Origin of the sequence: Flavobacterium limi (assembly GCF_010645075.1) — a bacterium.
Taxonomy (GTDB): domain Bacteria; phylum Bacteroidota; class Bacteroidia; order Flavobacteriales; family Flavobacteriaceae; genus Flavobacterium; species Flavobacterium limi.
In genome coordinates this window covers 23,649-46,230 of sequence record NZ_JAADZV010000002.1, presented here as the reverse complement: position 1 = coordinate 46,230, position 22,582 = coordinate 23,649, and the positions used below count along the sequence as shown (strand labels likewise).

Annotated in this window: 19 protein-coding genes; 3 read left to right on the top strand and 16 right to left on the bottom strand. The window is 34.5% G+C overall.

Features of this window, described 5'->3' with window-relative positions; genetic code table 11:
* Positions 1-32 precede the first annotated feature (32 nt).
* The 13 genes from GXM16_RS04965 to GXM16_RS04905 all read right to left on the bottom strand — a co-directional run bounded on the left by GXM16_RS04965 (position 33) and on the right by GXM16_RS04905 (position 12,452).
* Positions 33-530 carry a 4'-phosphopantetheinyl transferase family protein gene (locus GXM16_RS04965; RefSeq protein WP_163393302.1) on the bottom strand — a complete coding sequence of 166 codons (498 nt, stop codon included), beginning with the start codon at positions 528-530 and terminating at the stop codon, positions 33-35.
* Entirely contained in the window at positions 527-781 is a 255-nt protein-coding gene (locus GXM16_RS04960) for an acyl carrier protein (protein ID WP_163393301.1), read from the bottom strand. Before GXM16_RS04960 ends, GXM16_RS04965 begins: the two co-directional genes overlap by 4 nt.
* Before the next feature lies 1 nt (position 782).
* Positions 783-2,057 (bottom strand): beta-ketoacyl-[acyl-carrier-protein] synthase family protein, encoded by a 1,275-nt coding sequence (locus GXM16_RS04955; protein WP_163393300.1) that lies wholly within the window; start codon positions 2,055-2,057, stop codon positions 783-785.
* Entirely contained in the window at positions 2,054-2,491 is a 438-nt protein-coding gene (locus GXM16_RS04950; protein WP_163393690.1) for a 3-hydroxyacyl-ACP dehydratase FabZ family protein, read from the bottom strand. Before GXM16_RS04950 ends, GXM16_RS04955 begins: the two co-directional genes overlap by 4 nt.
* A 23-nt stretch (positions 2,492-2,514) precedes the next feature.
* A complete protein-coding gene (locus GXM16_RS04945; RefSeq protein ID WP_163393299.1) occupies positions 2,515-3,567 on the bottom strand; it encodes a type III polyketide synthase in 1,053 nt (350 codons plus the stop codon).
* The gene (locus GXM16_RS04940) at positions 3,564-4,277 is read right to left on the bottom strand and encodes a methyltransferase domain-containing protein (protein ID WP_163393298.1); all 714 of its coding nucleotides are present in this window, start codon (positions 4,275-4,277) and stop codon (positions 3,564-3,566) included. The genes GXM16_RS04945 and GXM16_RS04940 overlap by 4 nt, the downstream gene beginning before the upstream one ends.
* The gene (locus GXM16_RS04935; protein ID WP_163393297.1) at positions 4,277-5,404 is read right to left on the bottom strand and encodes an NAD(P)/FAD-dependent oxidoreductase; all 1,128 of its coding nucleotides are present in this window, start codon (positions 5,402-5,404) and stop codon (positions 4,277-4,279) included. Before GXM16_RS04935 ends, GXM16_RS04940 begins: the two co-directional genes overlap by 1 nt.
* 108 nt (positions 5,405-5,512) lie before the next feature.
* A complete protein-coding gene (locus GXM16_RS04930; RefSeq protein WP_163393296.1) occupies positions 5,513-5,713 on the bottom strand; it encodes a hypothetical protein in 201 nt (66 codons plus the stop codon).
* 341 nt (positions 5,714-6,054) lie between these two features.
* Entirely contained in the window at positions 6,055-6,834 is a 780-nt protein-coding gene (locus GXM16_RS04925; protein ID WP_163393295.1) for a hypothetical protein, read from the bottom strand.
* Between the two features lie 311 nt (positions 6,835-7,145).
* Positions 7,146-8,777 (bottom strand): T9SS type A sorting domain-containing protein, encoded by a 1,632-nt coding sequence (locus tag GXM16_RS04920; protein WP_163393294.1) that lies wholly within the window; start codon positions 8,775-8,777, stop codon positions 7,146-7,148.
* Positions 8,778-8,823: 46 nt separating this feature from the next.
* The gene (locus GXM16_RS04915) at positions 8,824-10,077 is read right to left on the bottom strand and encodes a Ca2+-dependent phosphoinositide-specific phospholipase C (protein ID WP_163393293.1); all 1,254 of its coding nucleotides are present in this window, start codon (positions 10,075-10,077) and stop codon (positions 8,824-8,826) included.
* 100 nt (positions 10,078-10,177) lie between these two features.
* Positions 10,178-10,828: a response regulator transcription factor gene (locus tag GXM16_RS04910; protein WP_163393292.1), complete on the bottom strand. Its 651-nt coding sequence runs from the start codon at positions 10,826-10,828 to the stop codon at positions 10,178-10,180.
* Positions 10,815-12,452 carry a sensor histidine kinase gene (locus tag GXM16_RS04905; RefSeq protein WP_163393291.1) on the bottom strand — a complete coding sequence of 546 codons (1,638 nt, stop codon included), beginning with the start codon at positions 12,450-12,452 and terminating at the stop codon, positions 10,815-10,817. Before GXM16_RS04905 ends, GXM16_RS04910 begins: the two co-directional genes overlap by 14 nt.
* Positions 12,453-12,946: 494 nt before the next feature.
* On the opposite strand from GXM16_RS04905, the gene GXM16_RS04900 reads away from it, so the two are divergent.
* The 3 genes from GXM16_RS04900 (at position 12,947) to GXM16_RS04890 (ending at position 15,734) form a co-directional block, all read left to right on the top strand.
* A complete protein-coding gene (locus GXM16_RS04900) occupies positions 12,947-13,660 on the top strand; it encodes a Crp/Fnr family transcriptional regulator (protein WP_229684251.1) in 714 nt (237 codons plus the stop codon).
* A 164-nt stretch (positions 13,661-13,824) separates the two neighbouring features.
* Positions 13,825-14,682 (top strand): SDR family oxidoreductase, encoded by an 858-nt coding sequence (locus GXM16_RS04895; protein ID WP_163393290.1) that lies wholly within the window; start codon positions 13,825-13,827, stop codon positions 14,680-14,682.
* Positions 14,683-14,726: 44 nt separating this feature from the next.
* Positions 14,727-15,734 (top strand): VOC family protein, encoded by a 1,008-nt coding sequence (locus GXM16_RS04890; RefSeq protein WP_163393289.1) that lies wholly within the window; start codon positions 14,727-14,729, stop codon positions 15,732-15,734.
* A 169-nt stretch (positions 15,735-15,903) separates the two neighbouring features.
* Here the strand turns inward: GXM16_RS04890 and GXM16_RS04885 are convergent, their stop codons facing one another.
* The 3 genes from GXM16_RS04885 to GXM16_RS04875 all read right to left on the bottom strand — a co-directional run bounded on the left by GXM16_RS04885 (position 15,904) and on the right by GXM16_RS04875 (position 21,852).
* Complete coding sequence (locus GXM16_RS04885; protein WP_163393288.1) at positions 15,904-17,388, bottom strand: TolC family protein; 1,485 nt, start codon at positions 17,386-17,388, stop codon at positions 15,904-15,906.
* A gap of 199 nt (positions 17,389-17,587) precedes the next feature.
* Positions 17,588-20,710 carry an efflux RND transporter permease subunit gene (locus GXM16_RS04880; protein WP_163393287.1) on the bottom strand — a complete coding sequence of 1,041 codons (3,123 nt, stop codon included), beginning with the start codon at positions 20,708-20,710 and terminating at the stop codon, positions 17,588-17,590.
* A 50-nt stretch (positions 20,711-20,760) separates the two neighbouring features.
* Positions 20,761-21,852 (bottom strand): efflux RND transporter periplasmic adaptor subunit, encoded by a 1,092-nt coding sequence (locus GXM16_RS04875; protein WP_163393286.1) that lies wholly within the window; start codon positions 21,850-21,852, stop codon positions 20,761-20,763.
* Positions 21,853-22,582: the final 730 nt, after the last annotated feature.

Genomic DNA, 22,582 nt, shown 5'->3' with positions numbered 1-22,582 from the left:
TATTTAAAAGTAATAATTAAATTATAGCACCTTTAAATAATAGTAACTATTTTTTCAAATCTCCCATGATTGCTAACTGACACATCTTTAGCTGATTTACCACCGTTACTTAAATAAGGAATTCCATATTGATCTTTAAATATTTGAGTTTTATCAATTTCAAATACATTATTTAAGTTACTAAAACACCTGACCGCAATCGTATGTATACTATCATCTGAAATTGCGGTTTTTGTATGATAGCTATTTTCGCCACAGCTTACCTGACCTGTGATACAATTGTTGTCAAGAGATACAATTTTACAAATCAATTTTTTAGGAATATATTCTCTTCGTTTTGTCTCGCGGTTATAGATTTTATATGCCGCTTCTTTCATACTCCAAAACACCCATACCATAATTTCCGGATTCGGATCCTGTTGTATAAAAAACTGTTCTTCTGCGGTGAACAGTTTTTCCAAAAATCCTTTCCGCTGCCAGTTGCTTTCCTGACGTGACTGTTGTATGTCTATCACGTCATTGCCAATCATTTTGCAGCTAATTTAGTTTCAATTATTTCGACTGCCGTTTTCACATCCAGCATTCTTTCCATATCTGTATTATCAATGACAACGTCGAAATTTTCTTCAATATCAAGTACAATATCGACCAGATTAGCCGAATTGATTTCGAGATCCTTTATAAAATCTGTATTCTCAGTAAGATTATCATAAGCTTCATTATTAGCCGTATAAGGCTTGATAATAATTTTTAATTTGGCAATAAGTTCTTCTTTATTCATATTAATTTTTATATTTTTTTAATAATACACAGGCATTTACGTCACCAAAACCAAAACTGGCTTTGGCTATAATATTCAGATCAATATTAAACGTTTTAAAAGGCACTTTAGAAGGATTAATAAGGTTCGTGATTTCCGGATGGAGATCTTCGCAGTTTGTATTTCCAAATAAAAAACCCTCATAAAGTTGTAGTACTGCTGCTACGCTTTCAATACTTCCGGCACCGCTAAGACAATGACCAGTCATGCTTTTTAGGGAATTTATATACGGGAAATTATCTCCTTTCCGTTTTAGTGCTTTTGTCCAGTTTTCTATTTCAAGGCTGTCTTTTGTAGTAGCTGTCAGATGACCATTTATAGCATCAACATCTCCAGATGAAATCCCTGAATTCTTTATTGCATCTGAAATGCATCGCTGCACTGCAGCGCTGTTTGGAGCAGTCATACTTCCGCTTCCACGCTGGCCACCGGAGTTAACATTTCCACCTAAAATTTCAGCATAAATAGCAGCGCCACGTTCTAAAGCTGTATCCAAATCTTCAACAAGCAAAGCGCCTGCGCCGCTTCCGGGTACAAATCCTGCTGCTGTTGAACTCATAGGACGGGAGCCAAGTTCAGGATTCTCATTATATTTTGAGCTGCATACGCGAAGTGCATCAAATCCAGCCCAAATATACGGACCGCTGTCACCTGTACTTCCTGCTAATATACGTTTTGCCTGTCCTGATTTTATTCGGTCATAAGCCATTATTATCGCTTCGGTTCCAGTTGAACAGGCTGATGAATTTGTGGTTACCTGATTCCCAAGACCGAGTTTTCCGCAAAGATAAGCACTTATGCCACTGTTCATAGTCTGAGCCACGACGGTACTCCCTAATTTTCGAGTCTGTAATTCGTCTATTTTATAAATGCTTTCGCGAAATTTATCAATTCCCGAAGTTCCGGATCCAAAAATAGTTCCGCTGTCCCAATCCGGTTCATTATTAACTTCCATTGTTAATCCTGCATTTTTCCATGCTTCCATACCCGCGATAACACCATACAAAATACCTGTACTATTAAACCCGCGTAGTTCAAGATCTGTAAAATATTGTGATTTGAGTTCTTCGGTTATTTCAGGCTTACCCGCAATCTGACAGGAAAATTGTAGTTCCTGCAATTGTGCATCATGCTTTATACCCGATACCCCATTTTTAATAGCAGAGGTAAATGCAGGAATTCCAACACCATTTGGAGCTGCTACACCAAGACCTGTTATTACAACCCGTTTACTCATAATTTTGTCGTTATCATTCCGGCCAAAATTCCTTTGCAGACTTCCTGTCCGGCTTCGTTTTTCATTACTGCCTCACATTTTAATTTTCCAAACCTGAAAAATGTTTTTTGGGCAGTTACAGTCACTTTTTCATTAGGATATACAGCTTTTAAAAACTGCATATCAGCAGAAGTGAAAGCAATGACCGTTTCCTTGTTAAAGGCATCACCTAACAGATAGATTCCAAGGCAAACCATGCCTATCTGAGCCATAGTTTCTGTCAGGATTACACCAGGCGTTACTGGATTTCCTTTAAAATGACCTTTATAAAAGTCCAGGCCTTCTTTAAAAGTATAAGTTCCTGAAATGCTGTTTTCATCGACATGAAGCAGTTCATCTACAAACAGAAAAGGTTCTGTGTAAGGTAATTTTTTTATGATTTCGTTCAGGTTCATCATTTTATTTTATCTGATAATTTTTACCATTGCAACAATACTCTTTGAGCAGAAAATCCAGGGCCAAAGCTAAGCATTAGTCCTTTTTCTCCGGGTTTTGGATTACTATTCAGAATTCTTTCCAAAACATAAAGAACAGTAGCACTCGACATATTTCCGTATTGTTTTAATACTTCTTTTGTGTCATCAATATTTTTATCCAGGTCTGCAAAAAGAGATTCAACTGTATTGACAATTTTTTTTCCTCCGGGATGAAATATCATATGATCAATATCTTTTATTTCTAAATTATTTTTCTCCAGAAATGGATGGATGATGTCGCCAAAATGAGCCGCAATAGTATCCGGAACTTCAATATCCAGTACCATTTGCAAACCACTATTAGTGAGCTTAAAGCCCATCATATGTTCAGCATCATAAAAATGATACATTTGCTCATCCAGTATTTCAGGACCGTTATCTTTGTCGCACGATGATAAAAGACAACAAGCAGCTCCATCGCCAAAAATAGCCGCGCTCACAATATTAGGCATCGAAAAATCATCCAGCTGAAAAGTTGCAGTAGGGGATTCCACAGCTATAACCGCAGCCCGTTTTCCGGGATTTGCTTTGAGAAAGTTTTTCGCATATATAATACCTGAAATTCCAGCTGCACAGCCCATTTCTGTAACAGGTAAACGCACGATGTCCTGCCTGAGATTCATCTTATTGATCAGATACGCATCTAAAGAAGGAATCATAATACCCGTACAGCTTACAGTAATAATATAGTCAACACTTTGCGGATCCCAGCTTGCCTTAGCGAGCGCTTTTTCCAAAACTTTTTCGCCCAAAACAATCATTTCCCGACTGTAAATATCATTTTTATCTTCAAAAGAGGTAGCGGTAAAAACCTCCAGCGGATCCATTATTGAATACCGTTTGCTTACCGCAGCACCTTCAAATATTTTTTTTACTTTTTTTATAAAACGTTCTTCCTGACCGTTCAGCCATCCATCCAAAAGTGGCAGTATTTCTTCTGTTGTTCTTGAATATTGTGGCAGTTGTTTTGCAACTGATATTATTTTAACACTCATATTTTTGTAATTATCCATTGGTAACGGAAAGCCCATTTCCAATCTATGGTAAAGTTTAATAAATTCAGCTTTTTGGAGAAATCCTCCAGCTCGTGTTTTCTAAATCCTCTTAAAATAGACACCAAACCATCTTCACGGGACATTTTATTCAGGTTGAACAGAAAGCAAATCATTTTAAAAAGCTTATAAGCCAATTTACTACGATGCAAATCATTGATAATAATACCCATACTTGCGTTATTATTAAAGATAGTAATAATATTTAATATTTGCTCATTAGTAAAATGATGAAGTGTAAGGGTACAAAGCACAACATGATATTCAATTTTTGAAAATTCTTCGCTAAAAATATCCATGCACAGGTATTCAATATTTGAATATTCATTTGATAATGTTTGGGCATAATTTACAGTGAAAGGATTAGCATCTATACCGATCAGCTTAAAATTCAGGTTGTTTTTTAGTCCATAATCAGCCAGCATTCGCAGCATATCGCCGTTACCGCATCCTATATCAGCGATTACAATAGTCTTAGATGTATCAGCATTTTTTAATACTTCTTTTATTCCGTTTAATGTTACTTTATTACCTCCAAGTAATTGATTAATACGTGCAATCTGATCAAGGGCGGCACGAAGTTCTCCGCCCTGAAGCGAAAAATCATCCATTATTTCTGCTTCTTCTGTTCTGTATTTTGTATTTACTGGCATTAATTGACTTCTATTGGTTTTCCGTGCGTCTGTTTGATTATTTGTGATAATAGTGCCGGCATAGATGCGATCATCATGACTAATAAATTCGTTAGCGTCTTATTGGTCAGGATTTTTGACAAAAGCCTGCCCATTATTAATCTTTTTTCAAAATGTTTTTTCCATTGTGTTGTATATTTTTTTTCTAATATGCTTCTCGAGGTTATTTCTTCCGAAAGGTATTCAAGTATCAATTCTGATGCTATTTTTGCACTATGAATTGCCATAGCCATGCCATTCCCACACATTGGGTGAATAAGGCCTGCTGAGTCGCCAATCATTAATATATGATTTTCTACAGGCTGTTTTTTATCAAATGAGATTTGACTGATCGTAAGTGGTTTATCAAATAAGAGTGTACTGTTTTCAAAAACAGATTTAAGCTGTTTGTTTTTATAAAGTACATTTTTTTGATACTCTTCTATATTTTTATATTTTTTAAATGTCGTATAATCCGCCAGATAACAGATATTTATTATATCGTTTTCTACTTTTGAAACTCCGCAGTAGCCTCCGTTAAAATTATGAAGCGCTACCTGATCATTCGGAATAGTACCGGAATAATGCCCTTTAACTGCCAGCCAGGGTGATTTTTTGGTTATAAAACCCCGTCTTAAAAACTGATCTATATTAGAACGTTTTCCAAAAGCACCCAACACTAATTTTGAATATAATGTCTGATTTGGTGTTTTTACTGAAAATTCATCATTTTCAAAAGAAATATCTGTGACTGTTTCTTTTAAAATAATACAGCCATTCGATATTGCTTTTTCATATAAGATATTATCCAGCATATACCTGCTAATACCAAAGCCACCCAGAGGAAGTGTCGTTCTGGCAATTTTGCCGTTTTGTGTTGTAAATTCAAAAGAGGAAATCTGTTGAGGGATAGATTGCAAAAAATCCAATTCAAGCCATAAAAAATAAGGCAGGACTTCATTAGAAATATATTCTCCGCATACCTTGTGACGCGGGTAATCCGATTTTTCAATTAAGGTTATTTTTAAACCTTTTTTTGAGAGATGTATTGCTGCTGTCAAACCTGCAAGACCGCCACCAGTAATTATTACATCCTGTTTTGTTTTCATATTCTAATTTAGCAAAAAAACACAAATAAACTAAGACTTTTTCAGTCATAAAAAGCCAGACTAATAAAAAACGTCTCAAAATATTGTTTCTGAGACGTTTTTAAGGTTTCATTTTTTTTCTTCGTTGTTCAGTTTATCATCAAACTCAGGTTCTTTACCTTTAAATTTATGAGTATCTGTATCATAATTTTCATCGTTTGTTAAAACTTCATCGTGCTCTTTGTACTGGTGTTTTCTTGTATCAACCCGGTCGCGATTTCCAAAGCCACCATTTTTAGTACTTTTCGGATTTTGATTATTTGTGTTCATATCTGTAAGTTTTAAATTTTATTAAAATTACCCGAAATATGATGCGTACACTTATATAATCATTTTGAAATGTTATAAAATATAGTTCCTAACCCGATTGGTATTTAAAAAGGTTAAATTTTTTTATTCCTTTTTTATACTCCTTATTTAACCTTGTCTATTAAAAACAGGAGCTGCTTTATCTAATAAATGCGTAAGTAATATGTATGAGATGGTTTTTAAAACAGTTATAAAATAAATACAAACAAAACACGGATGAGTATTTTACGAAAAACGAATTTTTAAAATACATTATTTCCCATATATGAACATAACTTCTAAAGAGCTTTATCTTGAAAGCTTTATGCTCTGGGATCTCCTTTCAAATAATTACCGCTAAACTTAAAATACTCTGCAGAAGTTCTTTCTCCTGCTTTACCATCAACCCTAAGTATACTGCCAGCCCTGTTTAGCAGTGTTTGTAATTCTTTGGCTTCATTGGTAACAGTACCGGAGTAATACAAAGTTTTGTTTCCCAATGCAAGTATTTGTTCCAGTAAGTTTCCATTTGGCAATGTTATTAGCTTTTGCTCGCTCATACGCCGCAACAGTACAGCAGCACCGCATTGCTTAGAAACTGCATTCGGATCATATCGCCCATCCTGAACATATTTACCTTTGGTATAATGATTAGAATAACTCCATAAATAAGGCGAATTAATACCTTGTCGGTAGTAACCTAATCCGTTATATAATTCCAGTTTATAAAGGATTCCGGCAATGCTCCAGTCTGTCCATGTATTAAGTTTGTCATAAACTAAAGCATCTTTAGCACTTTCTTCCCATGTAAATGGCGGGTTTCCTATCTTTGGACGGCCTGCAGGGACTTGTACTGTACGTTCTTTGAGAGGATCTCCATTGTGCAGATGGGTATCAAACCTTAAACTAGCTTCCATGTTATGTATAATTGCGATTACAAACCAGGGGATATTTAATCGATCGCCCACAGCTTCATATCTGCCTTTATTTTGAATCATCTTAGCTGTTATTTTGTCAATTTCAGGGTATTTAGCTTCTTTTATAATACAGGAAGCAAATAACTTTTCGTAATTACTTTTTTTGTCCGGAGGTACTGTTGCCATAGCAGCTGGTTTAAATTAATAATATTATGTACTTGTTGTTTGAAATAAGCAGAAGCAGAAATCAAACATGATTTAAGAAAAACAGAGATTTTATTTTGGCTGATACAGTAGGGGAGTGATCAGATTCTATTAAAAAAAAAAATAAGGTACTGATTTTCAATATCTTAAATTTAAAAATATCCAAGAAGTGGAAAAAGAGTATTTATACGTGTTTTTAAGACTGAAAATACACAATCAGATAATCGTCGCATTAAAAAGAAAACCCTGTCAATATGTGACAGGGCATTTTATTTGCTATGTATATGTTTACTTTAATCTTTAACAAATTTAAGTTTCTTTATTTCCTCTTCATTTTCAGTAAAAACTTTAATCAGGTAAACTCCCTTAACCAAAGACTGAACATTTATTTCATGACCGCCATTCAATATTTTTTCGAACACTTTCCTTCCATTAATCTCAAAAACAGCAATTTTACTAATTTCAGTTTCAGCATTAAAATGCAAAACATCTTTTACCGGATTTGGGTACAGGGTTAGTGCTATATCAGATTTTATATTATCATCAACAGATAAAAGAGGATTATAGGCCTTAATAGCCAAAGAAGTACGAGATTCACAACCACCAATAGATTGGGTTGCATAATACGTTGTACTATTTATGATTAAAGTATTTGAAGGTAACGGATTAGCATAATTGGCTGCATCCTGAGCTGTGGCATACCATTTAATATTTTGTCCATTTACAGCTAATGCCCCTAAATTATCTCCAGCGTTAAAACTTTGTTCAAGAACTCCTGTTGGAGAGTTAACTACATTTGGCTGTGTAATAGTGGTTGAAGCAAATCTGGCACAGCCATTAGCATCCGTTATTTTTACTTCATAAGTACCTGCGCCAAGATTCATCCTGTCTTCAGTAGTTATACCGTCATTCCAGACGGTTGTGTATGGAGCGGTTCCTCCCATTGGAGTTAAATTTATGGCTGAGTCAGATTCTCCATTGCAAGTAACATTTCTATGAGACATAATAAAACTAATTCTTCTGGCAAATGATACTAGGTTAGTAATCACTTGTGAGCCACAATTTCCTGAAGCTACTAATCTATATATATAATCAGTACTTAATGTTGAAGTATCGCTAATAGTCAGCGTTGGTGTATTTGCTCCTGAATATGGTGCAGCGTTTGATATATTAATGTAAGATGCCCCCCCCATGTATACCTGCCACTGATAATTTGTTGCATTACTTACATTAGCAGTAAAAGAGATACCCTCACTAGCGCAAACCTGACTCGAAATAGGTTGATTCACAATCTTAGCTGAAGGACTTACAGTAACAGTAAATGTTTTAGGAGTACCTTCACCAGAAGCACCTCCATAAGTTGGTGTAACTGTTATGGTGGCGGTAACTGGCACATTGCCATTATTAATGCCTTTAAACGAAGGGATGTTACCTGTACCAGATGCAGCAAGACCAATAGAGGTATTGTTGTTAGTCCAGTTATAGGTAATCGGAGGGGGACTATAAAGCAACTGTACCATTAGTTTTTTCGGTACATTAGTACAAGGGTCTCCAAAATTGTCATTCGAAACAGCAAGACTAAAAGAATTTTTTCCTATGGCAGCTGCTTCTACTAAGCTTTCACTATTTGCTGAATGACAGAAACCTCGAAATAAAGTAGTACAGCTACCTGTAGGATTTCCATAACTGACAAAATATAAATCAGTAAATATACCACCAAATGGAGCAGTTAGGGTTAGATTACTGCCTTCCTTTGCCTCTCCGCAAAGCACCCCCATGTTAACAGGACTACTAAAATTAATTGCACTTACTGAAGATCCATTACAAACTGTTTGATTGCTTATAGTATTAACGACAGGCTGTGTATATGCTTTTATAAAACAAAAAGTGAAAAATACGACTAGTAAATAAGTATTTTTTTTCATATAAACTGAATTGATCATGTTTCTTTAATTATTAATTTTAAGATGTTTATCTTTCTTGTAATTCATAAATTTCATTGCTGCCATTTTCTGTAGATAATTGGGACGCCTTCTTAGTCATGTATTTTAAATTACCTAAATTTTGAATATAATACCGATTTACCGTTCCTTCAACTTTGATCAGTCTCCATTTCTCGTTAATACTTTTAACTTCACTTTGCATAATGGTAATATTATCAGAAAAATACTTATTATTCTTTTTATTTTTTATAGCAAAAATATCATGCCCGTCATATTGGCTTTCAAAATAAAAATCACAATTTGTTTTTTTATAATCTTTACTCATTTTTGTTGCATGATCAGTTCTGTACTCATCATTAGCAATATTTTTTATCGACTTAAGTTTAGAAGCTGGTAATGGTGGCAGATTAATCCTTTTCTTAAGATACGGAAGTCTTTCATTGCCAACATATGCCCATTTATGGTTCTTGATTTTATTTGTAGCAATTGCGCTAAATGTACAATTCAGTGCTGTTTCCCAAAGATCTGCGTCGTTTACTACATAAACACGTGTAATGAAATTATTAGTACTATATTTTTTTATCATCTCATCCCACTTATCTTTCTTTTTTGTGTCAAAATTGAAAAATATCCTATTGCCAGTTATTGGTGGAGTTTCATATTCTGAGCCATCATCACTAAAACAAAGTCTTGTAGTTAACAAATCCGATGAGTCAGCATATTCTTTTTTCCAATCAGATCCACCTGTTAGACAAAAAATAATTTTCCCTAACATTTGATTAATTTGGGGCCAGCCTTTCTGAACCACAAACGAGCATAAATCATTATAGGTATCATCATTTTCTTTTGACTGAGATAAATATAATTCTCCGGGTGTATAAATTATTGATTCATCAAAATATTTCCTCAGGTACTGATCAATTCTGTCTCCAAAATTCAAATAACCTCCTTCGCTGCTTTTTATATCTATGTATACAACAACTGGCAAATGATTTGGATTGTTGTTATGCCAGCCAAATATATAACCTAACCATTCATCAAGATGACTCGCAGTAGTATTTCCTTTTGTATGAGACACCTTAAAATATCCACTAGAAATCTTTCCATCTTTATAGTCTTTAGATTGCCTGATTATATCGAGTTCAATAGCCATACAGCCATTTTGATAAGGAGCGTTCGGATCAAACTCTAATTGTTCAGAAATTGTTTCATTACGCTCATAAGAGTTGTGTGAAGCTTTAAAAGAAATATCACCAAATGTTAAGGAAGTAGAATTTTTCATTTGTCTTTAGTTTTATTATTTGTAAGTTTAAAACTAATAACTTATGATCTAACCCTTTAAAAAATGTTCTGAAACACCTTTTTTTTGTTCTAAAACAAAATCAAAATTTTTTAGAAATTTTAAAAACCCTGTCTTCAATGAATAACTTATCATTTACAACTTTTGAGATATGGTATGGGTTTACACCAACACTTCGGTTAATTCTTTTGAAATATTTCGACGGAAAAATTTCCTCCAGATACGCCATCGTTGTTCTCAGAATCTGATTTTTACCGGATTTTAAATGAATTTCAACATACACATGATCTGCTTCGGCAAAAAGGAAATCTTTCGCCTGAAAATAATAAATCTGTTTTCCCAGCTCAATTTTAAAAATTGCATCATCATTAGCTAAAGCCAGTCTTATTGCCGTAATCAGGTTCACATTTTCTATTGGTTTCGACAGATAAGCAGAGGGTCTCAGATTTGTAATTTTTTCCAGGGTACCCGGATCAGTAAGCGCAGTGGTAAAAATAAAAGGGATAGAAATATTGATATTGATAAAATTAGCTAAATCAAGACCCGTTTTATCACCGGAAAGGGAAATATCTATGAGAACCAGATCAAACGATTTATGTGACAGGAGCATTTTGGCTTCTTCAAAATCATGGGCAATTTCGGAAACGAAAACTTTATCCAGCATTTTTTTTAATGAGAGTGCAATCAGAACTTCGTCTTCTACAATCAATATTCTTCTGTTATGTTCCAACATGGGGAAATACTATTTTATAGTTTGCTTTTTCTCTTGTATAATTTCCTTTCAATTGTTTCACCATTCCCTCAATAATTAAAAGTCCCAGAGAGTTGTTATTATTCTCAAAATTAAAAACTGTTCCGTTATCTGAATAACTTAATTCCACTTCATTATTTGTTTTTCTTAGCTTAAGATGTATAACAAGCTGTACATCTCCTGATTTGGCATGCTTTATCGAATTTGTAACCAATTCATTTACCAGGAGTCCCAGAGACAGAATTTTATCAACATTAAAAAAAATGCATTCAATTTCATTTACATACTTAAAGTTCCTTAAAGCACTGTTTTGATGGGATTCAATGATCTTGTTTATATAATTTGTAACTTCAATTAAATCATTATCGTTATAATTTACACTGTAGGTGTAAAATTCGTGAGCGATAGTTATTGTTTTAATACGCTGATGCAGATCATCAAATATACTTTTGTAATTTTCATTTTTTGCCTGGTCTTTTTGAAAATCAATCAGGCTTAAAATTACTGCGAGGTTGTTTTTAACGCGATGATTTAGCTCCTGAACAAGAAATTGTTTCTCTTCAACATTGGCTTTTAAGGTAATGTTGTTCTCAGATATTTTTTGCTTTTGGATCTCTATTTTTCTTTCATTTTTTTTGATTTTCCAGGTAAAAAAAGCTAAAACAAGAATTGAAATAAAAAGAGTGGTATTTAACACTCTTGTGCTTCTGATATCTTTTTTAAGCAATTGCTTTTCTGCCTTTTCTTTATCAAAATTATATGCTGTTTCGAGTTCTTTTATCTTAAGATCCTTTTGTTCACCACTATATTTCCTATATAATTCTGAAGCAATTTTATAATAATATAATGCAGAGTCTGCCTTATTTTGTTTTTCCAGAATATCACTTTTTATCTCAAAAACATTAGCTTTATAATCTAGAACATTTGATTTTGATGAAATTGTGATAGCTGAATCTATATAAATATTAGCTATTTTATATTCCTTTTTGCGAAAATAATAATAACTCAGATTGCTAAACATTGAAATGACTGCTTCATAATGATTCAGTTGCTTATATAAATAAAGTGCGCGGTTGTAATGCCTTAATTCGGATTCAGAATTTGTTTTTCGGTTGCCAAGTCCCAATATTAGTTCTACAACCGGCATATTCACTTTGTCGTTGACAGATTGAGCATACTTTTTTGCATGAAGAGCAAGCTCATATGCTTTTTTTGAAAAGCCATTGACCCTGTAATAAGAAGATTTTCGGATAAGAAAATTGGTGTAATTTTTAACTTTAAATTCCGGATGTTTTAAAAATATTGCTTCTGCTTTTTGCAATTCAGAGTAGCATGATTTATGGTCATCATTAATTTCATAAATAAGAGCTCTTTCGACATGAATTTTCAGTTTTTGATCTTCTTTAATCTGAGGATTGTCTAAAAGATTTTGAGAAAGTTTAAAAGCTTCATCATAAAGCCCAAATTCAGTTAGAATTTTTACTTTCATAACGTCCAGCTCATTTTTTTTCGCATCAGTATAACGCTCCCTGTTTTCGTTAATGATATATAAGGCTTTTTTGAAATCAGAATACACTATTTTGCGCTCAAGATCCTGTTTCAACAATTGAAAAGAATTTTGACCAGAACAAAAAAATTGTATACAAATCAGAAATAAGCTAAAATAAACTCTCACTGTTAGATTGAGATTATATAAAATTCATATTGACTTTATTATACTAGGAAATTATTTCACATTTCAAATATAGGAGTTTCAAAAATCTCTCAACTAAAAATGTTCTGAATTGCATATTGTTTGTTCTTAATTTTTTATTTTAAAATTCATTAACTTAAATAAAAAACAAGTTAAAATATTGAAATTAATTGTTTTAAAAACATTAATTAAAGTTTTACTTAAAATTATTTTTGAATTTTATATATGTATATGTTTAGATTTACATTCTATCATTATGAAAACTCAGCTCTAAGTTTTCATATATTTCCTCAAACATATCTATCCTGTCCTGTAATCTGGAATTAGCGTCAGGCAAAATCTTATATGGAATTATGGGCAGTATTAAAAATGATGAAGCCAGTTTCCCTTTGAAATAAATCCACTATATGGTCCATGGATTTACCCTGTCTGCACCAAAATTATACGGCGTATCGGGAGGAAGTATCAAAAAATGGTTTACCAGTGTTATTGTTAATTTCAAAATTTGCGCATCATTTGGTATTTACATAATTTTACATGCTATGTATGAAATATTCCAAAAGTATCTTGACGATAAGACTGAACTAACGCAGCAAGAATCAGAGCGTATACAATCATTCGCTATTATTAAAAAACTTCGAAAAAGACAATATCTGCTTCAGGAAGGAGATGTCTGGAAGTATGATGCTTTTATAACTCAAGGCTGTGTAAGAACTTATACGGTTGACGAAAAAGGAGGTGAGCACGTAAATAGCTTTAGTATTGAAAACTGGTGGACAGGCGACCGCGAAAGTTTAATGATGCAGCAACCGTCCCGTTTTAATATCGATGCTATCGAAGATACAGAGCTGGTACTTTTTACCCACGAAAATTTTGAAATGCTTTGCAGAGAGATTCCAGCGCTTAATAATATAGTAAATACGATTTTGCAAAGAAGTTTCATATCGGCCCAAAACAGAATTCAGGCCTCGCTGACTTTAACGGCCGAAGAAAAGTATTTAAACTTTATCAATAAATATCCGGGTTTTGCTTCAAGAATTCCACAGACTATGATTGCTTCTTACCTCGGCATGACACCCGAAACCTTAAGTCGCATTCGCAAACAAACAGCAAAAAAATAAATCATATCAGGAGCTTTTAAAGTTCCTTTTTTTATGCTCCTTTCAAACTCTTGATCCAGATCAAGTTTTTACTTATTTCTAATCAATGTCCAGGTTTTGCATTCATCGCAACTTTGTAATGTTCAAAAGAAACAAACATTATAAACATTTAAATAGTAGAAATCATGTCAAAAACAATTTTTATTACAGGAACAAGTACAGGCTTTGGAAAACTTACAGCTATCACATTAGCAAATGCAGGTCACTCCGTTATTGCAGGGATGCGCAATACAAACGATAAAAATACCGCTGCTGCGAAAGAACTAAACGCAATAGAAAACATTGAAGTAGTTGATATCGATATTACGGAAGATACTTCAGTTAAAACAGCTATCGAAAAAGTAATCACTAAATACGGAAAAATTGATGTCCTTATCAATAATGCGGCGGTAAGCGGTTTTGGTCTGCTTGAAGGTTATTCTGTTGATCAGGTTCGTAAAATGTTCGATGTCAACGTTTACAGCGTTCTTCGTATGTATCAGGCGGTGCTTCCTTCTATGAGAAAAGAAAGAAACGGACTGGTAATTAATATTACAACCGGAGCCAGCGGACACACACTTCCTTTTATGGTTCCATACATCGCTTCAAAACTTGTCGTAGAAAGCTTTACTGAAGGATTACAAGATGAATTAGCAGATTACGGAATTGAAAACGTAAGCATTCAGCCAGGCGTATATCCAACAGAAATGAATAACGGTTCTAAAGCTGGAATTCACGCTGATAAAACGGAAATTATTAAAGAATACGGAGAAGCAGCAACAGAAAAATTTAATGCATTAGGAACGGCATTATTTGGTAAAATGGCTCAGTTCGAAATGAATCCTCAGACTATTGCAGATGGAATTTTGGAATTGGTAAGTATGAAAAAAGGGGAGAGACCGCTTCGTTTTCCATTAGACGCCATTGCTCAGGGAACTGATAAAGAATTTATAGAAGCCCGTGCCAATATTAAAGCAAAATGGCTAGCAGCTTACACTAATTAAATAACAATATCAAATATCAATAACAATAAAAAATAGATGCAATCATGAAATCAACTCATAAAAAATCAAATAAAAAAGTACAAACTTCAGCAGCAGCAATGCTTAATTTATTAATATTATTTTCTGCATCAGAAAAAGCAGCAGCACAGAATAATCCAGGAATTGTCGGAATTGATCACGTCGGAATCAATGTGCCAGATCTCAATAAAGCGGTTACATTTTTTAGCGATGTACTTGGTTTTACTCCTGTAACACAATTAGGACCAATTCCGCTTGACGCTGAATGGAAAAAATTAAATCATATCAATCCTGCAACTGGTGCGGTTACCATAAAAATGATCAATGCAGGAAACGGAGCCAGCATTGAAGTATTTGAATATGCAGACAACAAAGGAAGTTTAAACCTTCCAAATACTGATGATATTGGAGCTTCGCATATTGCTTTTTATGTAAATGATATTACTAAGGCTGTAAAATTTTTAAATAGTAAAGGCGTAAAAATATTGGGAGAGCCTTTTACAATGCCATCAGGAGATACAGCCGGCGAAACTTGGGTTTATTTTGAAACGCCCTGGGGTTCTAAAATGGAATTGGTTTCGTATCCAAACGGAAAGGGGTATGAAAAAGCAAATCCTAAAACAATACTATGGTCACCAAAAAATGCAGTCGTTAGAAAAACAACACCAGATGATTTCGATTCAAAAAAGAATATAACAATAGTAGAAAACCATCTTAAAATCTGGAACGAAAAAGAGGAAGCAAAACGTAAAACTTTATTAAAACAAGTTTATGCTTCTGATGTAGAAATGGTCGATCGTCATTTTATTGCTCAAGGAATTAACGATATCAGTAAATTCATTGTAGAACTTCAGACTAAAAATCCTGAATTTAAATTTACTGCCAAATCAGTAGAAACCAATCATAATATAGCCCGATTGTACTGGCAGTTTGGTTCAAAAGAAAAACCAATAGTCGTCAGTGGGATGGATTTATTTGTAATTGAGAATGGTAAAATACAGAAATTATATGTTTTTGTTGATCAGAAAGAATAATTATTTCTATTTAGCAGTTAAAAATCCAGAAAAGAATTTCTGGATTTTTATTTTTATAATCTGCAATTAATTAAAATTATTGAAAATCCCACTCGCCTAAACGAATGAGATTTATAACCGTAGTTTTTAGCACTAATGTAAAAAGTTTACGACCAATAATTTATATCAATTAATTTATTCCACCTCCCAAGGCTTTATACAATAAAACCTGAGATTCCGCATTTTTTAATTGAATGTCCACAAAGTCAAGTTCAGCCTGCAGCTTGTTTTGCTGCGCATTAATGATTTCTAAATAATTGGCATAACCGCTCAGATACAAATCATTTGAAACGTTTACGGCAATTTCCAGATGATCAATTTCATTCATTTTGTATTTCAGAACATCTTCAAAAGCTTCGTTTCTTCGCAATAAAGCACTTAATTCGTTGAAAGCGGTTGTAATTGTGTTTTGATATTGAAGAAATGAAATTTCCTGTCTTCTGTTGGAAACATAAAAATCCTGTCTGATTTGTCCTTTGTTGAAAACCGGAGCTGTCAAACCGCCTAATAACTGCCACGCGAAAGATCCTGCATCAAAAAGAGTGTTGAAAGAAAACGAATTAAAACCTGCATAACCGCCCACATTTACAGTTGGAAAAAAGGCAGCCCGGGCCGATTTGGCATCAGCGTTACTCGCTAATAATTCGAAGTAAGCTTCAGAAACATCCGGTCTTTTATGAATGATAGAATCCACGCTGATTTTTTGGTTTAAAACGTCTAAATGTCCCGATAAGAAATCGTTGCTTCTGTCAATTTTCCCACCGTATTCCCCTAAAAGTGTCAGTAAAGCTTTCTCAGTCTGATCGATGCTTAATTTTAATTCTGAAGCTTCAGCATGGATATTATTATTTTGTGCATTAAATTGCTGTACAGCCAATTCTGTAGCTTTCCCAACCGATCTTTGTGATGAGACAATATCCAGCGCTTTTTCCTGTGTTTTTAGATTATTGTCGTAAATCGCAGCTTGTTTGTCCAAAGCAATCAATTTGAAATACAAATCAGCAACATCGCCTAATAAGCGTGTCTGCAACAACCGCATTCCCTGCTGAGAAGCAAAAAATCGCTGTTGCGCAGCTTTCTTACGATTGCTCAGTTTTCCCCAGATATCAGCTTCCCAGGAAACTTTTCCACCTAAAAACAGGTTAGGAGTGACATCTTCATTAATTCTTTGTTTTTCGGTAATATTCTGAGAAAAGTTAGTATCGTAATTACCAACCCCCTCCATGGTATATTTTCCAAAATGTGTTCCGGAAGCATCTGCTACAAGATCTAAAGAGGGTAGAAGGGACAATTTTGCCACTTTTAAATGCGAATTGGCAATTAAAATTCTTTCCTGCATGATTAAATAATCAGGATTTTTGGTAATGGCTTTCTGTAATAATTCCTCTAATTTCGGATCTTTAAAGAAGTTCTCTGTTTTTAACGGAATAAAATTTTCTGTTGAGGCTTCTTTTCTTTGAGCATCAAAATTCTCAGGAAGTTTTGCAGCATTTAATTTACTGCTGACTTTTGGCGCAGAACAAGCTGTCAAAAGTAAAATTCCAGTTATCACAACAGCACTTTTGGTTGTCCTTATCACATCAGTATTTTTATATTGATTTAATATCTCTTTCATTGTTTAAATTTATTTTTTTCAATCTGTCAAGCATTTTTTAAGACATGTAGAAATATTGATATCTTTAATTGTACTTATTAGCTTAGATTAATCTGTATAAATCTGCGTGAAAAAATAATGTCAAAAAAACATTTCACGCAGATTTTAAAAGATTTAAGCAGATCAAATTAGATTTTTTTACTCTGTTTTGCTCAACGAATTAATTGTTTGACTTGCTCATCCGTTTTTCCAATTTCGCAAACAGTATATAAAGTCCGGGAATGATTAAAAGACCAAATACTGTTCCGATAAGCATTCCACCCGCAGCTGCAGTACCGATTGAACGGTTACCGATTGCACCAGCACCAGAAGCAATACAAAGTGGAATCAATCCTGAAATAAAAGCAAATGAAGTCATCAAAATAGGTCGGAAACGAAGCCTGGCACCTTCTATTGCAGCTTCAACAATATCACGTCCGGTTTTATTTTGTGCCATTGCGAATTCTACAATCAGAATGGCATTCTTGGCGAGCAGACCAATCAGCATGACGAGTGCAACCTGGGCGTAAATGTTATTGTCTAATCCGACCATTACAAGTGCAATGTAAGAGCCGAAAACTCCAACAGGCAAACTCAATAATACCGGGAACGGTAGCAATAAACTTTCGTATTGTGCTGCTAATAATAAGTATACAAAAAGGATACAAAGTGCAAAAATGTATATTGTTTGGTTACCCGAAAGAATCTCTTCACGCGTCATACCTGACCATTCCAGTTCAAAACGGCTTGGCAATTTTTCGGCAGCAATTCTTTCAACGGCAGCAATGGCATCTCCAGAACTATAACCCTCAGCAGGTTCACCGTTAATCATAGCTGACATGTACATGTTATACCGTGTTAAAACCTCCGGACCGTAAACTCTTTCTAGTTTAATGAAAGTTGAAAACGGTACCATTTCGCCAGCGTCATTCTTCAAATACATATCCAAAATGCTTTCCGGATTTTGACGGAATTGTGGGCTAGCCTGAACCATTACTTTATACATTTGAGAAAAACGGATAAAATTGGTAGCATAAAAAGAACCTAACATCGTCTGCAAAGTACTCATGGCGTTGTCTACAGAAATTCCTTTTTTTGCAGCCAAATCGTAATCAATATGAATTAAATACTGCGGGAAAGTAGCATCAAAACTCGAGAATGAATTTTGAACTTCCGGAGACCCATTTAACTCTTTGAGGAATTCTTTGGTAACTTTATCGGTATTAGTAATACTTCCACCAGATTTATCTAATAAACGAAGCTCGAAACCACTCGTGTTACCAAAACCAGGAACGGTTGGTGGTGCAAAAATCTCGATTTGTGCGTCGGTAATGTTTTTTGTTTTTTCTGTAAGTTCCGCCATAAATTCCGTAACCGAAATATCGCGTTCGCTCCAGTCCTTCAGGTTGATCATTCCCATTCCGTAAGAAGCTCCGGCAATTTCAGTTACAATACTGTATCCTGCAAGAGTCGTTACGTTATCAACACCTTTAATTTGCTTTGCGATTCGGGTTACTTCATCTAATGCTTTTTCAGTACGTTCTACGGTTGCTCCCTGTGGCGTTGTAACACTTACGTAAACCATTCCCTGATCTTCCGTAGGGATAAATCCTGACGCTAAAAATTTTGTTGTTCCCCAGGTTAACACACAAAAGAGCACTAATAAACCAACTGTAACGGTATTACGGTCGGCAAATTTTACTAATACTTTGATGTATTTTGAAGTAATAGTATCAAACCAATGATTGAATCTGTTGAAGAAACGATCTAAAAGTGATTTTTTTTCTTTATTCGGATCGTGTGCTTTCAGCATAATCGCACAAAGAGCAGGAGTAAGGGTAAGTGCGTTAATCCCCGAAATTACAATACTAATTGCCATTGTTAAAGAGAACTGTCTGTAGAAAACCCCAACCGGACCGCTCAGAAAAGCAACCGGAATAAATACGGCAGCCATTACAATCGTAATTGCAATAACAGCCCCTGTAATTTCTTTCATCGCACTAATAGTTGCTTCCATTGGCGACATGTGTTCTTCGGAGATTTTTACGTGAACAGCTTCCACAACGACGATTGCGTTATCGACCACAATTCCGATAGAAAGAACTAAAGCGAAAAGTGTCAATAAGTTAATCGAGAATCCCATCATCGACATAAAGGTAAAAGCTCCAATAAGGGCAACAGGAACTGCTAATACCGGAATTAAAGTAGATCTCCAGTCCTGAAGGAAAAGAAAAACGACAAACGCCACTAAAATAAAGGCTTCTACTAAAGTTCTTAATACTTCATCAATAGAAGCGTCAAGGAAACGCGAAACATCATAAGCAATATTAAACTCCATTCCCGGAGGAAAAGAAGAGCCTTTCAGTTCTGCCATTTTTTCTTTCACACTGGCAATTACTTCAGATGCGTTCGAGCCCGGACGTTGTTTCAACATTATTGATGCAGAAGGTTTTCCGTCAGTTTTAGAAACCATTCCGTAACTCATTGCACCAAATTCGATTTTCGAAATGTCTTTTAATCTTAAAATTGTTCCGTCGGCATTGGCTTTTAACGGAATTTCTTCATATTGACCTGGCTCAAAGAATTTTCCGCCATACTTAATTACATATTGCAATTGATTATCCATTTGTCCTGAACCTTCACCAACTTTACCCGGAGCAGCAGAAATATTTTGTTTTTGAAGCGAAGCAATTACTTCATTAGCCGAAATATTATAAGAAAGCATTTTTTCCGGATCGAGCCACACGCGCATCGAATATTCTTTTTGCCCCATGATTTCTGCACGACCAACACCATCAATACGTTTTAATTCCTGAAGAATATTAATATCCGTAAAATTGAAGATAAACTGCTCATCCTGAGTTTTGTCTGTACTGGTAATATTCAGGTACATCAACATACTGTTTACCTCTTTTTCGGTCGTAACTCCGGCACGAATTACCTCTTCCGGAAGTTCGTCCAGAATCGTGGTAACCCTGTTCTGCACATTTACAGCTGCCAGATCGGGATCGGTTCCTACTTCAAAGAAAACCTGAATTAAAGTTAAACCATCATTCGAAGTTACGGTTGACATATATGTCATTCCGGGAACTCCGTTTATGGCTCTTTCGAGCGGAAGGGCGACAGCATTGGCGGAAACCTCTGCGTTTGCTCCTGTGTATTTTGCTGTAACGGTTACAGACGGTGGTACAATGTCCGGGAATTGGGTAATGGGAAGCTGAAACAACGCCAGCAATCCCAGAAGGACTATCATAACCGAGATGATTAAGGACAATATTTTCCTTCTGATAAATAGCTCTATCATTTTAAATTTTTTAGATAAATAATTAAATAACTGTTTTACAGATCGATAACCTACATTTGTTTCATGTTGATTTTATCACCGTCTCTCAATGATTGTGCACCTTCCTGCACAATAAGGTCATCGCTTCTTAGACCGTCATTTAGGATGTATACATCATCCAGAGTGGATTCAATTGTAATATTTGTCATTTTAACTACTCCATCTTTGTTCACGCGAAATACGTATTGTTTGTCCTGAATAGAAAAAACTGCTTTTTGCGGAATTAAAATTGCATTTGTTTTGGGTTCTGAAATAATCAGTTTTCCAGAAGTTCCGTGTTTGATAAACCCTTGTGGATTGTGAAATTTTGCTTTATACTGAATAGAACCGGTTTGCCTGTCGATTTCTCCGTCGGCAGTTCTTAATTCTCCTTTTTTGTCGTAAACCATTCCGTTTGGCAATACCAGTTTGATGTCTCCCTGCGTATTTAAAGTTTTGTCTTCCATCATTTGAAAATACGTATTTTCCGGAATTGAGAAGTAAGCGTAAACATCATCTAATTGGGAAACAGTGGTCAATAATGAACCATTTTCAACTAAACTTCCTTCTTTAAACGGAATACGGTCAATCGTTCCGTTAAAAGGTGCACAGATGGTTGTAAAACTGATCTGCTGTGTAATGGCTTTTTTTTCTGCCACAGCATGTGCTACTTTTGCGGAAGCAGCTTCATATTTTGCTTTTGATAATTCCAGTTCTTTATCTGCAATTACTTTTTTATTAAAAAGAGTTTGGGCTTGCTCAAGTTCAACAGTTGCGATTCTTAGATCGGCTTTTGCACTTTTATAAACAGCTTCTGCTTTTAGGAGCTGAATCTGCAGCTCCACATCACTTATTTTAAAAAGTATTTGTCCTTTTTTTACTTTTTGCCCTTCACTAACATACACTTTGTCCAATAATCCAGGGATACGGGCATGAATTTCCACATTATTTTTAGCTTGTACATCGGCAACAAATTTGCTCGAAACGATAGTGTCTTTTAAGGTAATTTTATAGACAGGTACTGTTTTTATTTTATTTGGGTTCTTTTTGGCTTTATCTCCACACGAGACTAGGACGAACAACGATAAAATTACGGTGAAAAATGAATTGTTTTTGGTGATCATGATTTTAATTTATTATAAAAAGATTCTCTCCCATACAGATTTTCTATAGGGAGTTTTGTAATTGGTTTTAGAAAAATGGAAATGATGAATACGGTTTTAGCCGTTTCGGGATGTAGTTTACATTTTTACAAACGAATATTTTTCTCTTTACATCTGGCTACAGACGCAATAAAGAGAGGTGAATTAAAAGTGGATTTATAAAAAATGTAAATATTATTCTATAAACTAGAACAATTGATAGAGGTGAAGATAAGTATGACGCTGAATTTGGTATATAGATGCAATACCATAAATTAGGCTTCGTTTGTAATTTCTGAATTTAATCAGATTGCTGTAATAGGGGGACCTTAAAGTACTGCATTCTGAAGTAGTAGCACGAAATTTAAGTTTCTTTTTTACAACATAATGAATATGAATTTCTTTATTCAGTAAATCCGAAGATAAAAACTGAGGAATATCAGCTGTAGTAAGCTCGCAGAAATTTTTGTAAAGATTCTGTTCAGCATGTAATTTATTAGACTCTGTACTCCTGATAAAGAGTAACAGAAATAATAAAATTATACATGTGAACTTAGTATTTTTCATCGATTAAATTCGAAGATTTTAAATTGTTTTTGTTTAGAAACCTTATAATTGAACGCCAAATATACTAATTTGTCAAGTAAGGGTTTCTTAATGTTTTCTAAAAAGATACAGAAAATAGAGGATAAGAGTGATCCTGAATTTTGAT

Excerpts from the sequence above, each read along its gene's own strand:
- GXM16_RS04910 (WP_163393292.1), bottom strand. The coding sequence starts at position 10,828 with ATGTTGGAACATAACAGAAGAATATTGATTGTAGAAGACGAAGTTCTG.
- GXM16_RS04945 (WP_163393299.1), bottom strand. The coding sequence starts at position 3,567 with ATGAGTGTTAAAATAATATCAGTTGCAAAACAACTGCCACAATATTCA.
- GXM16_RS04880 (WP_163393287.1), bottom strand. The coding sequence starts at position 20,710 with ATGATAGAGCTATTTATCAGAAGGAAAATATTGTCCTTAATCATCTCG.
- GXM16_RS04890 (WP_163393289.1), top strand. The coding sequence starts at position 14,727 with ATGAAATCAACTCATAAAAAATCAAATAAAAAAGTACAAACTTCAGCA.
- GXM16_RS04925 (WP_163393295.1), bottom strand. The coding sequence starts at position 6,834 with ATGGCAACAGTACCTCCGGACAAAAAAAGTAATTACGAAAAGTTATTT.
- GXM16_RS04895 (WP_163393290.1), top strand. The coding sequence starts at position 13,825 with ATGTCAAAAACAATTTTTATTACAGGAACAAGTACAGGCTTTGGAAAA.
- GXM16_RS04885 (WP_163393288.1), bottom strand. The coding sequence starts at position 17,388 with ATGAAAGAGATATTAAATCAATATAAAAATACTGATGTGATAAGGACA.
- GXM16_RS04900 (WP_229684251.1), top strand. The coding sequence starts at position 12,947 with ATGGTCCATGGATTTACCCTGTCTGCACCAAAATTATACGGCGTATCG.
- GXM16_RS04930 (WP_163393296.1), bottom strand. The coding sequence starts at position 5,713 with ATGAACACAAATAATCAAAATCCGAAAAGTACTAAAAATGGTGGCTTT.
- GXM16_RS04935 (WP_163393297.1), bottom strand. The coding sequence starts at position 5,404 with ATGAAAACAAAACAGGATGTAATAATTACTGGTGGCGGTCTTGCAGGT.
- GXM16_RS04940 (WP_163393298.1), bottom strand. The coding sequence starts at position 4,277 with ATGCCAGTAAATACAAAATACAGAACAGAAGAAGCAGAAATAATGGAT.
- GXM16_RS04915 (WP_163393293.1), bottom strand. The coding sequence starts at position 10,077 with ATGAAAAATTCTACTTCCTTAACATTTGGTGATATTTCTTTTAAAGCT.
- GXM16_RS04950 (WP_163393690.1), bottom strand. The coding sequence starts at position 2,491 with ATGAACCTGAACGAAATCATAAAAAAATTACCTTACACAGAACCTTTT.
- GXM16_RS04965 (WP_163393302.1), bottom strand. The coding sequence starts at position 530 with ATGATTGGCAATGACGTGATAGACATACAACAGTCACGTCAGGAAAGC.
- GXM16_RS04960 (WP_163393301.1), bottom strand. The coding sequence starts at position 781 with ATGAATAAAGAAGAACTTATTGCCAAATTAAAAATTATTATCAAGCCT.
- GXM16_RS04920 (WP_163393294.1), bottom strand. The coding sequence starts at position 8,777 with ATGAAAAAAAATACTTATTTACTAGTCGTATTTTTCACTTTTTGTTTT.
- GXM16_RS04875 (WP_163393286.1), bottom strand. The coding sequence starts at position 21,852 with ATGATCACCAAAAACAATTCATTTTTCACCGTAATTTTATCGTTGTTC.
- GXM16_RS04955 (WP_163393300.1), bottom strand. The coding sequence starts at position 2,057 with ATGAGTAAACGGGTTGTAATAACAGGTCTTGGTGTAGCAGCTCCAAAT.